The 13,272-nt window shown below is 59.4% G+C and carries 11 protein-coding genes; 2 read left to right on the top strand and 9 right to left on the bottom strand.

The features are described from left to right. The first annotated feature begins 26 nt into the window (after nt 1-26). The gene (locus tag EDC26_RS09695) at nt 27-2,129 is read left to right on the top strand and encodes a lytic transglycosylase domain-containing protein (protein ID WP_132581981.1); all 2,103 of its coding nucleotides are present in this window, start codon (nt 27-29) and stop codon (nt 2,127-2,129) included. 76 nt (nt 2,130-2,205) lie between these two features. Then, on the top strand, nt 2,206-3,363 hold the full coding sequence (locus EDC26_RS09690; protein ID WP_132581979.1) for a tRNA nucleotidyltransferase/poly(A) polymerase-related protein: 1,158 nt from the start codon (nt 2,206-2,208) through the stop codon (nt 3,361-3,363). Between the two features lie 273 nt (nt 3,364-3,636). Here the strand turns inward: EDC26_RS09690 and EDC26_RS09685 are convergent, their stop codons facing one another. The 9 genes from EDC26_RS09685 to EDC26_RS09645 all read right to left on the bottom strand — a co-directional run bounded on the left by EDC26_RS09685 (nt 3,637) and on the right by EDC26_RS09645 (nt 13,256). After that, a complete protein-coding gene (locus EDC26_RS09685) occupies nt 3,637-4,923 on the bottom strand; it encodes a class I SAM-dependent methyltransferase (RefSeq protein ID WP_132581977.1) in 1,287 nt (428 codons plus the stop codon). Next, nucleotides 4,913-5,110, bottom strand: coding sequence for a hypothetical protein (locus tag EDC26_RS09680; protein WP_132581975.1), 198 nt, complete (start codon nt 5,108-5,110; stop codon nt 4,913-4,915). The genes EDC26_RS09685 and EDC26_RS09680 overlap by 11 nt, the downstream gene beginning before the upstream one ends. A gap of 278 nt (nt 5,111-5,388) precedes the next feature. After that, nucleotides 5,389-7,152, bottom strand: coding sequence for a DEAD/DEAH box helicase (locus EDC26_RS09675; RefSeq protein ID WP_132581973.1), 1,764 nt, complete (start codon nt 7,150-7,152; stop codon nt 5,389-5,391). A 799-nt stretch (nt 7,153-7,951) separates the two neighbouring features. Further along, complete coding sequence (locus EDC26_RS09670; protein ID WP_132581971.1) at nt 7,952-8,686, bottom strand: uracil-DNA glycosylase; 735 nt, start codon at nt 8,684-8,686, stop codon at nt 7,952-7,954. Between the two features lie 19 nt (nt 8,687-8,705). Next, nucleotides 8,706-9,155, bottom strand: coding sequence for an HIT family protein (locus EDC26_RS09665; protein WP_243700861.1), 450 nt, complete (start codon nt 9,153-9,155; stop codon nt 8,706-8,708). A gap of 19 nt (nt 9,156-9,174) precedes the next feature. Next, nucleotides 9,175-10,680: a polyphosphate:AMP phosphotransferase gene (gene pap / locus EDC26_RS09660; RefSeq protein WP_132581969.1), complete on the bottom strand. Its 1,506-nt coding sequence runs from the start codon at nt 10,678-10,680 to the stop codon at nt 9,175-9,177. Nucleotides 10,681-10,855: 175 nt separating this feature from the next. Then, nucleotides 10,856-11,650: an indole-3-glycerol phosphate synthase TrpC gene (gene trpC, locus EDC26_RS09655; protein ID WP_132581967.1), complete on the bottom strand. Its 795-nt coding sequence runs from the start codon at nt 11,648-11,650 to the stop codon at nt 10,856-10,858. Beyond that, nucleotides 11,647-12,678: an anthranilate phosphoribosyltransferase gene (gene trpD / locus EDC26_RS09650; RefSeq protein WP_132581965.1), complete on the bottom strand. Its 1,032-nt coding sequence runs from the start codon at nt 12,676-12,678 to the stop codon at nt 11,647-11,649. The genes trpC and trpD overlap by 4 nt, the downstream gene beginning before the upstream one ends. 14 nt (nt 12,679-12,692) lie before the next feature. Continuing rightward, nucleotides 12,693-13,256 carry an aminodeoxychorismate/anthranilate synthase component II gene (locus EDC26_RS09645; protein ID WP_132581963.1) on the bottom strand — a complete coding sequence of 188 codons (564 nt, stop codon included), beginning with the start codon at nt 13,254-13,256 and terminating at the stop codon, nt 12,693-12,695. Between the last annotated feature and the right edge of the window lie 16 nt (nt 13,257-13,272).

Below are 13,272 nucleotides of genomic sequence, written 5' to 3'. Positions count from 1 at the left end.
GATGGTGCGATCGGAGTCCAAACAAGATGTTATCGAAGCAGCAACAACGGTATCAGAAAACTCGAAATCTTTCTGGCGGACCCCTTGGCGCCTTGTCCCGTAAAAGCTGGTGGCTGGCCTTGTCTTTGGGCCTTGCCGGTTGTGCCGGCGCAAAACTTCCCGACAATACAGCGGATCCCGTCGCACCCCAGGCTTTGGTCGCGCCGCAAGCGACACCTGCGGCTCCTGTGCCCGCGCCGCTGTTGCTGGTGTCCTCGCCCGAGGCGGAACAGGCTGTGTTGGACGCGCGTGCCGCCATGCAGGGCCGCCAGTGGGACAGGCTGGCCAGCTTGGTGCCACTGGCCAAAGGCGACCCTTTATTGGGCGATTATCCGGCCTACTGGTATTTGCGCCAGCAGTTGGCCGATCCCAATGCGCCAGTCCCCACAGCCTTGCTGCAGCAGTTTCTTTCGAACAGTCGCAACGCATATTTAGTCAACCGGCTTAAAGGCGACTGGATTGTCGCTGCCGCTCGTTCCGGCGACTATGCCACGGTCGATAATTTGGGTCCGGTGGAGGTCAGCAATGCGCAGGTCGATTGCGCGCGTTTGCAGGCACAGGCAGCTACCGAGCGGCCGGTATCCGCTGCGCAGACTATGGCTGCATTTGCACCGGGGCAGTCGTGCTGGGCCTTTCTTGGTCAACAGGTTTCAGCCGGGGTGGTGGGGTGGAAGCAGCTCGATCCTGTGTTGCGCGCAACGCTCGAAACCAATAAAACCGGTGATGCGCAACGGCTCGCCGGGCTGATGTTTGCGCCATCGGAAATGTCCGAGTATCGGGCACTGATGCAAAACGCCAGAAAATGGCTGGCGTCGCAGAAGGCGCCCAAGTCGCGCGCGCAAATTGAGCTGGTTACCTTGGCCCTGTCGCGTCTGGCGCGAGGCTCTGATCGTCCCGCGGCGGCGGACTATGTAAGCAGCCAATGGTCGCGATCGGTGCCCGCCGTGGATATGCAGTGGGTGTGGGGGCAATTTGGCTTGGTGTCGGCGCTTAATCTGGAAGGCCAGGCTGTGATGTGGTACAGACGGTCGGGCGATACGCCCATGACCGATTACAACCACGGATGGCAGGTGCGCTCCGAGCTCAGGCAGGGCAGGATCGACTGGCAACAAGTCAGAAAGGCCATTGACAGAATGACCCCGAAGCAGCGCGCCGAGCCGGTATGGACCTATTGGTACGGTCGCGCACTGGCTGCGCAAGGCGATCGCGCCGGCGCGCAGGCGCGTTATACGTCGATTGAGGATAATCTGGATTTTTACGGCCAACTGGCTAATGAAGAGCTTGGCCGTCCCATGACGATACCGCCATTTCCCCCTCCCGTGACCCCTGCTGAATTGGCCGGCGCGCGATCCAATCTGGGTTTGCAGCGAGCCATCAAGCTGTTTCACTTGGGTTGGCGCCCCGAGGCGGTGCCGGAATGGAACTTCTATCTGCGTGGCATGAGCGACCGGGAATTGCTGGCCGCAGCCGAACTGGCCCGGCGTGAGCAGATTTTTGACCGGGTAGTGAATACGTCGTTGCAGACGAAACATGAAATCGACTTCAAACAGCGGTTCATTGCTCCCTTCGAAGGCCGGGTAGCGGAAAAAGCGCGCCAGATCAATCTGGATCCAGCGTGGGTTTATGGCCTGATTCGTCAAGAGTCGCGTTTCATCACCGATGCCCGGTCCAGTGTCGGGGCATCCGGGCTGATGCAGCTTATGCCTGCCACGGCCCGTTGGGTGGCACGCAAGATCGGCATGAACGACTTTACACCCTCGTCGGTCAACGACTTTGACACCAATACCGTATTGGGCACCAACTATCTGAACATGGTATTGCAGGATCTCGATGGCTCGCAGGTGCTGGCCACGGCGGGCTACAACGCGGGCCCCAAACGTTCGGTGCTGTGGCGATCCAAGCTTCAGGGGCCTGTTGAAGGCGCCATTTTCGCCGAAACCATTCCCTTTACCGAAACCCGTTTGTATGTCAAGCACGTAATGTCCAACGCCGCCTATTACGCCACCATGTTTACCGGCCGGCCCAATTCCCTGAAAGCGCGCCTGGGCATGATTTCCCCCGAGCCGGACACCAAAGTCAATTTGCCGTAAATATTATTTTGATTAATGGCACCCCTTGTTTGTAGCGGCACCCCTCGTGGGTGCCATCTCCCCCAATGACCAAACAATGACGACAGCCCACCCCGACCCCGCCACCCACGGCCTCGATGTCTATATCGTCGGTGGAGCGGTGCGTGATCGTTTGCTGGGTTTGCCGGCCGGCGACCGCGACTGGGTGGTGGTGGGATCCTCACCCGAGGAAATGGCCAGGCGCGGCTTTATTCCGGTGGGCGGAGACTTCCCGGTCTTCCTGCATCCCAAGACCAAAGAAGAATACGCGCTGGCGCGCACCGAGCGCAAATCCGGCCGGGGGTACAAGGGCTTTACCTTCTACGCCGGAGTCGATGTCACATTGGCCGAGGACCTGAAGCGGCGCGACCTGACCATCAATGCGATTGCCCAGGCGGCCGACGGCCGCTTGTTTGACCCGCTTGAGGGGCAGGCCGACATCAGGGCTCGCGTGTTGCGCCACGTGGGTCGGGCGTTTGTCGAAGACCCAGTGCGTTTATTGCGCCTGGCCCGATTTGCCGCGCGCTTTCACGACTTCTCGATCGCCCCGGAAACACTGGCGCTGGCGCATCAGCTCGTCACGGACGGCGAGGTGGATATGCTGGTACCCGAACGCGTATGGCGTGAAGTCGTCAAAGGCTTGTCGACCGCGCAGCCGGGCCGTATGTTCCAGGTGCTTGACCTCACCGGCGCTCTGGCCAGAGTAATGCCCGGCCTGATATTTGATCAGGCGATTTATGCACAACTGGCGGCTGCGGCCCTGGCCAATTTGCCTGTAGCTTCCCGTTTTGCCTTGCTGTGCCGCCTGTCGGCGCGACCGGAAGAATTGGCCAATCATTTGCGTGCGCCGACCGAGTGCCGTGACTATGCACGCCTGTTGCCGTCGGTGCTGCAGGTTGTCGCAAAAGATACAAGGGAGACCGTCGCAGGCAAGCCCGGCGGCTCGCCTTCGGGCGATCCGCTTGAAGAATGCCTTGCTCTTCTCGAACGTTGCGATGCGCTGCGCAAGCCGGCACGCTTCCTGGATCTGCTCGATGCCGCTGCGTGTGTCGTCGACGTGAATACGGCAATATGGCGCGAGCGCGTCTCAGCCGTTCGATCGATCGATGCCGGCGCGATTGCGCAAGCATGCCGCGGCGAGCCCGAAAAAATCAAAATCGCATTGCGCGAGGCGCGCCTGACGGCGTTGGCCAAACTGATGAAGCGCGGCGTGTAGGCAGTTTGGAAGGCGATCTCGCAAGGCATCAAGAAACGCGCTGCAAGAAAACATGGTCGGCAACAGCCGGCGCCAAAACCGTCGGAATCAAAAAAACCAAAGCCGGGGAGACCCTTGTGGAGCCCTTTTGAGGCGCGTGAAGCGCCGATGTGGGCGAACGCAAGGGTCTCCCCGGCTGAGCGCATAACCCATTCCATTTCCAAATCAACCGTGTATTTTTATTGATGGCAGCCACAAGGGCTGCCGCTACACTTGCACTTCGCGTTCACAAACTCACAAGCGATCCCGCCGATCTCCCAACGCAAAGCCCATCAACGGATCATCCATCCCGCGGCCTATCGCCAACACCTTGAACAACTCACCCATTTCAGTTTCGGCAACCAGCTTTTGTACCGAAGCCATCGTCTTCGCGCGTGCTTTGGCGTTTTCGGCATCCATCCCGCTGAGCAAATCAGGCAGGCCTGCATTCATCAGAAAGCGGGCCTGCGACGTATAGCCCAGTACATCCAGCCCGCCCGCCAGCGCCGCATCGGCCATCGCCGTGAAATCCACATGCGTAGTGATGTCCTGCAACCCCGGGTGTATGAGCGGCTCGCCATGCGCATGATGGCGAAAATGGCACATCAAAGTGCCGCTCGCGCGCTGAGGGTGGTAGTACTCGCGTTGCGGAAAGCCATAATCGATAAGCAGAGCCGCGCCGCGTTCGAGCCACTCGCCCATTTGGCGAACCCACCCTTCGGCCCGCCTATTGATTTCCGATCGATATCCGGCAAGCGGAGGCATGCGTTGCGCGACGATTTCTTGCAAAGTCTTTGGCGCAAGACGCTCGACGTAGATAAACGGCGTTGCAGATCGTGATGCTCCGGGCTCGGCATCGTGCAGGGCGCGATCGGCGTACCCTAGCCGAGTGGTCGATTGGTCCAGTGTCATGGCGCTCGTGTCGCCGTTGATGGCACTTAGGCTGACTCCCACTTCATAAAGCTGTTCGTCCTGGCCCCACTGGAACAGGGTGGCGGGCATCGCATCGAGTACCTCATTGGCCAGAACGCATCCGGAAAAGGCTTCAGGCAGGCTGTCCAGCCATGTGACGGACGCGCCGAATTCGGCTAGGCGCTGTTGCTGGCGCGTACGCAAATCGGCCGATATTTCAAGTATCTGGTAATGCGGATCAATACCCATCTCGCGCAGGGCGGCAATGACAGCGGCGGCGAGCGCACCGGACCCCGCGCCGAACTCCAGAATGCATGGCGATTCGCTGGCTTTCAATATCTGTGCGGCCTGCCGAGCCAGAACTTGACCGAATAGCGGTGTCAGTTCGGGTGCCGTGGTGAAGTCGCCGTTGGGCAGATCGCTTGCGAATTTGCTGGATCCGGCGGCGTAATAGCCTAGCCCCGGCGCATAGAGTGCGAGGTTCATCCACTGTTCGAAGGGCATGAATCCTAGAGACGCCTGTTCGATAGTCTGGATCAGATGGTCTTGCATTGCCTGCTGATGGGCAAGCGTCACGGGCTCCAGGGCGGGCAGGCCGGTGGGGGTGGCAGGATGCTGATTAATCGTCATGGTGGTGGGCTTGTTCGGCGCTGTTGCCGGCTGATTGTTTGAGCGTATAGAGCGCGTGGCACATGGCGATCAGAAAGGCGAGCAAAAGCGCCGCGCTTGCCGCAACGATGAGGTTGCCCAGGGCGATCCAGAGCGGAAAAGCAAGTAGGAAGGCAAGCAGCAAGGGCTTGCGAGCAAGCAGTTTCATGGGCGCCAAAAGAAAGGTGTCATTTCATTCTTGAATCAACTATGAACGCGAAAGCGAAGCGTAGCCGTAACGTAGGTAGCTTGGATGTAGCGGCACCCCTTGTGGCTACCATCGATAAAAGTACACGGTTGATTTAGAAACGGAATCAGCTATTTTATCGCGTCGAGAATGCGGCCTGTGACGCGCCAAAAAAAAGCCTCGCGTTTCACGCGAGGCTTTTTCGGCAGGGATTTGGCGTTTATACCCGCCTTTGTGTGAAGGCGGAGGTTTGACGCTATTTAGACGAAGTCGCGATCTGAAGTACTTTTTTCGCGACTGGCACCGACTTTCTCGCCAAAACTCGGGCGGGCGGCAGAACGTTCGCGCGGAGCGGAGCGTACGGCCGGTTTACTGGAGCTCTTGCGGGCGAATTCGGGGCGTGGCGTGGCTGTGCGACGGTCAGCGAACGCCGGGCGTGGGGCATGGACAGGCTTGTCGCCGAAGCTGGGACGTTCCGCACGTACATGCGAATCACGTTGCGGTGCATCGGCGCCGGGCCGGGCGCTAAATGCCGGACGCTCGGTACGGGGCCGGTCGTTATACGAAGGGCGCTCGGCGCGCGGTGCGCCGTTCGTGCGGCCTTCGTAGGCCGGCTTGTCGGCAAAGCGAGGCTTGCCTGCATAGGCGGGCTTATCGCCGAAGCTGGGCTTGCCGGCATAAGCGGGCTTGTCACCGAAGCGAGGTTTGGCCGCATAAGCGGGCTTGTCGCCAAAGCGTGACTTCCCTTCGTAGGCAGGCTTGTCGCCGTACGCACGGTCGTTGCCAGGCTTGTGGCCATAGCTGGGTTTGCCGCCGCCGAAACCGCTGCGGGCACCGAAACTCTTGCCGCTGCCCTTGCGGTCCGTATAGGTGGGGCGTGCCGTTTTCTTCGGCTCCAGGCCTTCGATGGTCTGGACAGCAATGGGCTGGCCGATGAAATGTTCGATACGGCGTATTTTGTGGCGCTCGGCCAGAGTGGCCAGCGTAATGGCCAAACCGCTGTGGCCGGCGCGGCCCGTACGGCCGATACGGTGTACGTAGTCTTCGGCTTGCATGGGCAAGTCGTAGTTGAAGGCGTGGCTGATGCCTTGTACGTCGATGCCGCGTGCGGCGACGTCGGTGGCCACAAGGATGCGCAGACGGCCTTTTTGCAGCAGGCCTAGTGTGCGGGTACGCTGGCGCTGATTCATGTCGCCGTGCAGGGCGGCTGCCGAGAAACCTTGTTCGGATAACCGGTCGGCGAGCGTATCGGCACCGCGTTTGGTGGCGGTAAAGACGATGGCCTGTTGCAGGCTGGCGTCGCGCAGCAGGTGGTCAAGCAGGCGCAGCTTGTGGCTGTTGTCGTCGGCGTAGAGCAGGCTTTGGGTGATGTTGGTGTGTTGCTGTTTCTGGCTGGACAATTCGATACGCAGCGGGTCGCGCATCATTTTTCCGGCCAGGTGGGCAATGGTGCCGTCCAGGGTTGCCGAAAACAGCAGGGTCTGGCGGCTGGCGGGCGTGCTGGCGACGATGGTTTCGATGTCTTCGATGAAGCCCATATCGAGCATGCGATCGGCTTCGTCGAGCACCAGGGTGTGGACGGTCGATAAATTGACCCGTCTGGATTGCAAATGGTCGATCAGGCGACCCGGGGTGGCTACCAGTACGTCGACACGGCGCGACAAAGCCTTGAGTTGAGCGGCGTAGGGCATGCCGCCGACGACGGTTGCGGTACGCAAGTCTTTAAGATTCGCACCGTATGAGCGTGTGGCATCGGTGACTTGCATGGCCAGTTCGCGGGTGGGGGTCAGCACCAGGATTTGCACGCCCGTGCCTTTGTTGGCGGGCATCGTGGATATGCGGTTAAGCGCCGGCAGCATGAAGGCGGCGGTTTTGCCGCTGCCTGTTTGCGAGGACACCATCAGGTCGTGCCCGGCCAATGCCTTGGGAATGGCGGCGGCTTGAACAGGAGTGGGTTCGGTGAAGCCGGCTTTCAGGACGGCGGACAATAGGTCAGGTGCGAGACCCAGGGTTTCGAAAGACATGCGTGATCCTTTGCCGAATAAACGGCGCATACACGTAGCGTCGGCTCATGTGTGGCCGGGCGCAGGTTGATTGGCATCGTGCCGACCAAATCAACCTAAAGTGCTGCGCGTACCGTGGTGACGGGCGGCGAAAGGTTCGGAGGTCAGGAAGCGATGGCGTTCGACATGGGTGCTGATAAGTCAGTCAACTGCTGAGACACAGCGTGAATGCTGTAAAAAAATGTCGACGCATTAATGTTGCAGTGCGCAAATTATAGCTGGATCTATAAACTAGGGAAACCCCGGTGTTGTAAATAAGGGAATGTGCGGTTTGTCGCGACGCCCTGTAGCGCCACCCCTTGTGGGTGGCATTCGTCCTTTCGCATTAATCTGATCTTGCTTAAAACCTTCTAGCCCCGCGTCGTGGCCAGTCAAGGTGGATCGGGCTCTGACGGTCACGGTCATGGCTTCGCCATGACTACCCGCGCGCAGGGTCGGCTTCGGGGCGGCGTGCGAACTCGTGGGGCGAATAGCCCACTGGGCTATTCGCAAGCGTCCCACTCAAACAGCGCACGCCTTGCATCCCCGAAGCCGGCCCTGCGCGCGGCGTGCCCGAATCGCCCGCCCCACCTTAACCGCCCACGACGCTCGATTGGCGGAGGATTGGGGGATTGTTGATAATTGACCGTCAATGAATTTGATTGACGTGACCGTCGCTGATGTAGCGCCACCCCTTGTGGGTGGCATGGCGTTCTAAAAATACCGCCTCGGCTATCAACGATTTTGGCAGCCACAAGGGCTGCCGCTACATGTGTTTCCTTTACGCGCCGACCCAATCGATGGGCGCCTGGCCTTGTTGTTCTAACCAATCGTTGGCTTGTTTGAAATGCTGGCAGCCTATGAAAGGCTTGGGCGGGCGCTGGGCGGAGAGGGGTGAGGGATGGTTGGCGGTGAGAATGAGTTGTTGCGGGTTGTTGGGCAAAAGTTGCCGTTTGGCTTGCGCGTGCGAGCCCCACAGCATGAATACTTTGGGTTGGGGGCTTTGTGCCACCCGCTTGATGAGAGCGTCGGTGACGACTTCCCAGCCTTGCTTCGCGTGTGAAGCAGGTTGATGCGCTTCCACGGTCAGCACGGTGTTCAGCAACAGCACGCCTTGCCTGGCCCAGCGGGAGAGTTCGTTGCCCGGTGCGGGGGCGGCCTCGGGGTATTCCAGCGCCAGTTCTTTGAAGATATTTCTCAGGCTTGGTGGGCAGGGGCAGGCGTTGGGCACAGAGAAGGCCAGCCCTTGCGCCTGGTTGGGCCCATGGTACGGGTCTTGCCCCAGGATGACGACACGAACCGTGTCCGGTTGTACAAAGTGCAGTGCGCGAAATGGTTGTTGGGGATAGATTTCAGCCCCGGCTTCAAGCCGCGCGGCAAGAAATCTCGATAATTGTCGAAGGGCTTCCTTGGGTTCGGGCACGCGCAAGATTTCTTTCCACACTTCGTCGAGGCTTTGGAGGTGGCTTAGCAGCGTGCTGTTCAACGCGTTTTGCGCGGGGCTGAATTGAGACATGGTTGCAGTATCCAGGGGTTCAGGCGGCAAGCGCCGCGATCAGGCCGCCGTGGTAGGCGGCAATTTTTTGTGCGAGCAGTGGGCTTTGCTTTTGCCACGCAGCGATCTGCGCGGGCGTGCGCGTCGGGGCGGGCGCCCATATCGCCTCGGGGAAGCGGCTATCGGCCCGCCAGCGTGGAATGATGTGCCAATGCAGGTGGGGCGTCATGTTGCCGAACTGTGCCAGGTTGATTTTGTCGGGCTTCATGTGGTGTCGCAGCGCTTGTTCCACCTGCCATACGACTGCCATTAAATCCGTACGCTGTGTGGGCGATAGCTCGGTCATTTCCTTTACATGGTCGTTCCAGATGACTCGCGTCAAGCCTGGATAATCGGCATCGGCTACCGCTATGACTCGTAGTTGGCTGTTTTGCCAAAGCACGTCATCGCCAGTGTGGTGGCATAAAGGGCAATCGCTGATTTTTGTCATGATGGTCGAGATGGCCTGGTCAGTGGGTATCGAGTGCCTTTTCCAGCGCTGTGACGGTGCGTTCGAGCACCGCCACGCGGGCGTGCCGCTTGTCGTTCGATGAGAGCGCATGCCATGGGGCGCGGACTGTGTCGGTGCGGGCCAGCATCTCGTTGGCCGCTTGCATATAGGCTGTCCATTTTTTTCGATTGCGCCAGTCCTCAGGCGTAATTTTGAAGTTTTTGAAGGGCGAGGCTTCGCGTTCGTGAAAGCGTTTCAATTGTTCTGCGCGCGTCACGGCGAGCCAAAATTTCACCAGCACCGCACCGTTGTCGGTCAGCTGGGCCTCGAACTGATTGATTTCTGCATAGGCGCGTTGCCAGTCCGCCGGCGCCGCGTATTTCTCGACGCGTTCGACGAGTACGCGCCCATACCACGATCGATCAAAAATCGCGATTTTTCCTGGAGCTGGCAGGCAGCGCCAGAATCGCCACAGGTACGGGTGGGCGATCTCGATATCGCTGGGGGCGGCAATGGGATGAATGCTGTATTGGCGAGCGTCGAAGGCGTGAGTGACACGCCGGATGGCGCCGCCTTTGCCCGCAGCATCTTGGCCTTCGAAGACCAGGATCAAAGAGCGGGCCTTGAACTTGTCGTGACGCACCAGTTCGGCCAGGCGTGCCTGCCAATACTCCAGTTGCGTATCGTATTCCTTGCTATCGAGCTGCGCTGTATAGTCCAGCTTCTCGATCCGCGGAGGGATTTTTGCTCCGGCCATGGCGCGACCGCCAGCCGCTTTTGGAATTCCATTGTCCGGTGCGAAATTGGAACGGATCGGGGAAGGTTTTTGCTGCAAGGCTGCCAGAATGGCCTGACCGGTTGCGACGGCCCGCATATCCGGATCTGCGCTGGGAATGATGTGCCATGGGGCAAAATCGGCCTGGGTCAGGTTGATCGAAAGTTCTCCCGCGCTGCGCAGGCGCGCAAATTTCTTTCGAACCTTGATCTCGCTGGGATGGACTTGCCAGGCGGTTTCACGATGGGCCAGGAGGTCGTCGGTGCGCTTTTTCTGGGCCTCGCGCGAGAGGTGATGCCAGAGCTTGATGATTTGTATGCCGTCGCCGGCCAGCATGGATTCGAATTCGCGTATGCCTTGCGCGAGGCTCTGGATGACGCCCGGATCGGGTTTCTTTTTGGCGGCTTCTCTGAGCAAGGGTTGGTACCACGAGCCGAACACGATGCCGGTGCGGCCCAGGGCCGGCAACGGCTGCCAGTAGCGCCACAGCGGCGGATAGCGTTTTTCCTCGGGGGTAGCCTCGCCAAAGGCCATCGTGCGAATAAAGCGCGCGTCCATCCATTCGTTGATCAGGTTGACCGAGGCGCCCGTGCCTGCTCCGTCTATACCGGCAATCACGATCAACAAAGCACGCTGAGCTTTTTGCAGCCGCGCGTATTGTGCCTTGAGGAGCGCTGTGCGAAGTTTCGCCTCGATGGGCCCTGCCTGTTCCTTGCTGAGTTTCGGGTCGGATTCTGCGGCAGTAAACATGAACGGATTCCAGGGTGTTAGGGGAGAACGGTAGTGGATGTTTTGTAGATACCGGTTTGATTATTGGCGATTATGGCAGCCACAAGGGCTGCCGCTACATGGCGTACCGGGTAGTTTTGTAGCGGCACCCCTTGTGGGTGCCATTCCCCCGCAGCACTCCATGACTCCGCAGTTCCTATTCCGCCGCGAACAAATCGCGCAGGGCAACGCCTGGTTCCTTGGCTCGCATGAATGCCTCGCCTATCAGGAATGCATCCACCTTGTGTTGGCGCATGAGAGCCACGTCGTCGGCTTTGAGAATGCCGCTTTCGGTGATGACCCGTTTGTGAGGTGGGACGGCGGGCAGGAGGTCCAGGGTGTTTTGCAGCGAGGTTTCGAAGCTGCGCAGATTGCGGTTGTTGATACCCAGTAGCGGCGTATGCAGCTCGAGCGCGACATCCAGCTCGGCTCGATCATGGATTTCGACCAGCACGTCCATGCCCAATTCGATGGCTATTTCTTCAAATTCGCGTAACTGATGCGGGCTTAGAGCGGCCACAATCAACAGTACGCAGTCGGCTCCCAGCGCGCGGGCGTGGATGATCTGGTAGGGATCAATGATGAAATCTTTGCGCAAAACCGGCAAGCTGCAGGCGGCGCGAGCCTGCCGCAGGTGGTCGTAGGAACCTTGGAAGAACTGTATGTCGGTCAGAACTGAAAGGCAGGTTGCTCCGTACGCGGCATAAGACGCCGCAATTTCGCTTGGAACGAAATGTTTGCGTATGACCCCCCGGGAGGGAGAGGCCTTCTTGATTTCGGCGATGATACCGGGCTTTCCCTGGGCGATTTTCTCTTCGATGGCGCGGGCAAAGCCGCGTACATCCTTGCGGCTTTTGGCCTCGCGCAGAAGATCGGCCTCGCTGCGCATCTGGCGCGCGGTAGATATCTCTATTTTCTTGGTGTCGAGGATTTTGGCAAGAATATCGTTCATGCGCTGAGTTTCCGTGTATAGGTGCAGAACTCGTCCAGTTTAGCGCGGGCCGACCCGTTGGCAATGGCTTCGAAAGCCAGCTTCAGGCCGTCCTGGATGGAGTCGGCCCGGTTGCCGGCGTAGATGGCCAGGCCGGCATTGAAGGCTACGATATCACGAGCCGCGCCCGAAACGTTTCCCAGGGCCTCCAGGACCAGCTTGGCGGACTCCTCGCGATTATTGACCTTGATGGAACGGTTCGACACCATGGACATGCCGAAATCTTCCGGGTGGATTTCGTATTCGCGCACCTTGTCATCCTTGAGTTCTCCGACCAGGGTGGCTGCACCCAGCGAGGCCTCGTCCATACCGTCCTTGCCGTGCACGATAAGCACGTGCTTGGAACCCAGGCGTTGCAGCACACGCACCTGTATGCCGACCAGATCGGGGTGAAACACCCCCATCAACTGATTGGCGGCGCTCGCCGGGTTGGTGAGGGGGCCAAGTATGTTGAATATCGTTCGAACTCCCAGCTCTTTGCGCACGGCCGCTACATTCTTCATTGCGCCATGATGGGCCGGGGCGAACATAAAGCCGATGCCGATCTGTGCAATACCCTGGGCGACCTGTTCCGGGTTTAGCGTGATCTGGGCGCCCAGCGCTTCCAGCACATCGGCACTGCCCGAAGACGATGAAGCGCTGCGATTGCCGTGTTTGGCGATTTTGACGCCCGCTGCGGCGGCCACAAACATGGCGGCTGTGGAAATATTGAAGGTGTGCGAGCCGTCGCCGCCGGTGCCGCACATGTCCAGCAGGTTTTCCGGGTCTGGCGTCGTCACAGGCAGCGCGAATTCGCGCATGACCTGAGCGGCGGCGGTAATTTCGCCTACCGTTTCTTTTTTGACGCGCAGGCCCATCAGCAAGGCGCTGGCAATTTGCGGGGACATTTCGCCGCGCATCAGCATGCGCGTGAGATGCAGCATTTCGTCGTGGAAAATTTCGCGGTGTTCAATGCAGCGCGCCAGCGCTTCGGCAGGAGTTATGGTCATGGTTGTGTTCCCGGTTATAGCGTTAAGAAATTGCGCAGCAACGCGTGGCCGTGCTCGCTAAGAATGGATTCAGGATGAAACTGTACTCCGTAAACCGGCAGCGTTTTGTGACGCACGCCCATGATTTCATGGTCTTCGGTTTGCGCCGTGACTTCCAGGCAGTCGGGCAGGCTGGCGCGTTCGATGGCTAGGGAGTGGTAGCGGGTGACGGTATACGGTGAAGGCAAGTCTTTGAAAACATCGGTGCCGGTATGGGTAACCGGTGAGGTTTTGCCGTGCATGATGTGCTGGGCGCGCACAATTTTGCCGCCGTAGGCGGCGCCTATGGCCTGGTGGCCCAGGCAGACCCCCAGGATCGGCACTTTGCCGGCAAAGTACTGGATCAGTTCGACCGAGATGCCGGCTTCGGCGGGTGAGCAGGGGCCGGGCGAGACGCAGATGCGGCCGGGCTTGAGCGCCGCGATTTCAGCGACCGTGGCCTGGTCATTGCGTATCACTTTGACCTCCTCGCCCAGCTCGCCGAAATATTGCACCAGGTTGTAGGTAAACGAATCGTAATTATCGAGCATCAATAGCATGTGGTTCTCCTGACGA

Source organism: Paralcaligenes ureilyticus (assembly GCF_004346225.1).
Lineage (GTDB): Bacteria > Pseudomonadota > Gammaproteobacteria > Burkholderiales > Burkholderiaceae_B > Paralcaligenes > Paralcaligenes ureilyticus.
Note: the sequence above shows the minus strand (reverse complement) of the source record. Positions and strands in the feature narration are given on the sequence as shown.

Excerpts from the sequence above, each read along its gene's own strand:
- EDC26_RS09695 (WP_132581981.1), top strand. The coding sequence starts at position 27 with ATGTTATCGAAGCAGCAACAACGGTATCAGAAAACTCGAAATCTTTCT.
- EDC26_RS09690 (WP_132581979.1), top strand. The coding sequence starts at position 2,206 with ATGACGACAGCCCACCCCGACCCCGCCACCCACGGCCTCGATGTCTAT.
- EDC26_RS09685 (WP_132581977.1), bottom strand. The coding sequence starts at position 4,923 with ATGACGATTAATCAGCATCCTGCCACCCCCACCGGCCTGCCCGCCCTG.
- EDC26_RS09680 (WP_132581975.1), bottom strand. The coding sequence starts at position 5,110 with ATGAAACTGCTTGCTCGCAAGCCCTTGCTGCTTGCCTTCCTACTTGCT.
- EDC26_RS09675 (WP_132581973.1), bottom strand. The coding sequence starts at position 7,152 with ATGTCTTTCGAAACCCTGGGTCTCGCACCTGACCTATTGTCCGCCGTC.
- EDC26_RS09670 (WP_132581971.1), bottom strand. The coding sequence starts at position 8,686 with ATGTCTCAATTCAGCCCCGCGCAAAACGCGTTGAACAGCACGCTGCTA.
- EDC26_RS09665 (WP_243700861.1), bottom strand. The coding sequence starts at position 9,155 with ATGACAAAAATCAGCGATTGCCCTTTATGCCACCACACTGGCGATGAC.
- pap (WP_132581969.1), bottom strand. The coding sequence starts at position 10,680 with ATGTTTACTGCCGCAGAATCCGACCCGAAACTCAGCAAGGAACAGGCA.
- trpC (WP_132581967.1), bottom strand. The coding sequence starts at position 11,650 with ATGAACGATATTCTTGCCAAAATCCTCGACACCAAGAAAATAGAGATA.
- trpD (WP_132581965.1), bottom strand. The coding sequence starts at position 12,678 with ATGACCATAACTCCTGCCGAAGCGCTGGCGCGCTGCATTGAACACCGC.
- EDC26_RS09645 (WP_132581963.1), bottom strand. The coding sequence starts at position 13,256 with ATGCTATTGATGCTCGATAATTACGATTCGTTTACCTACAACCTGGTG.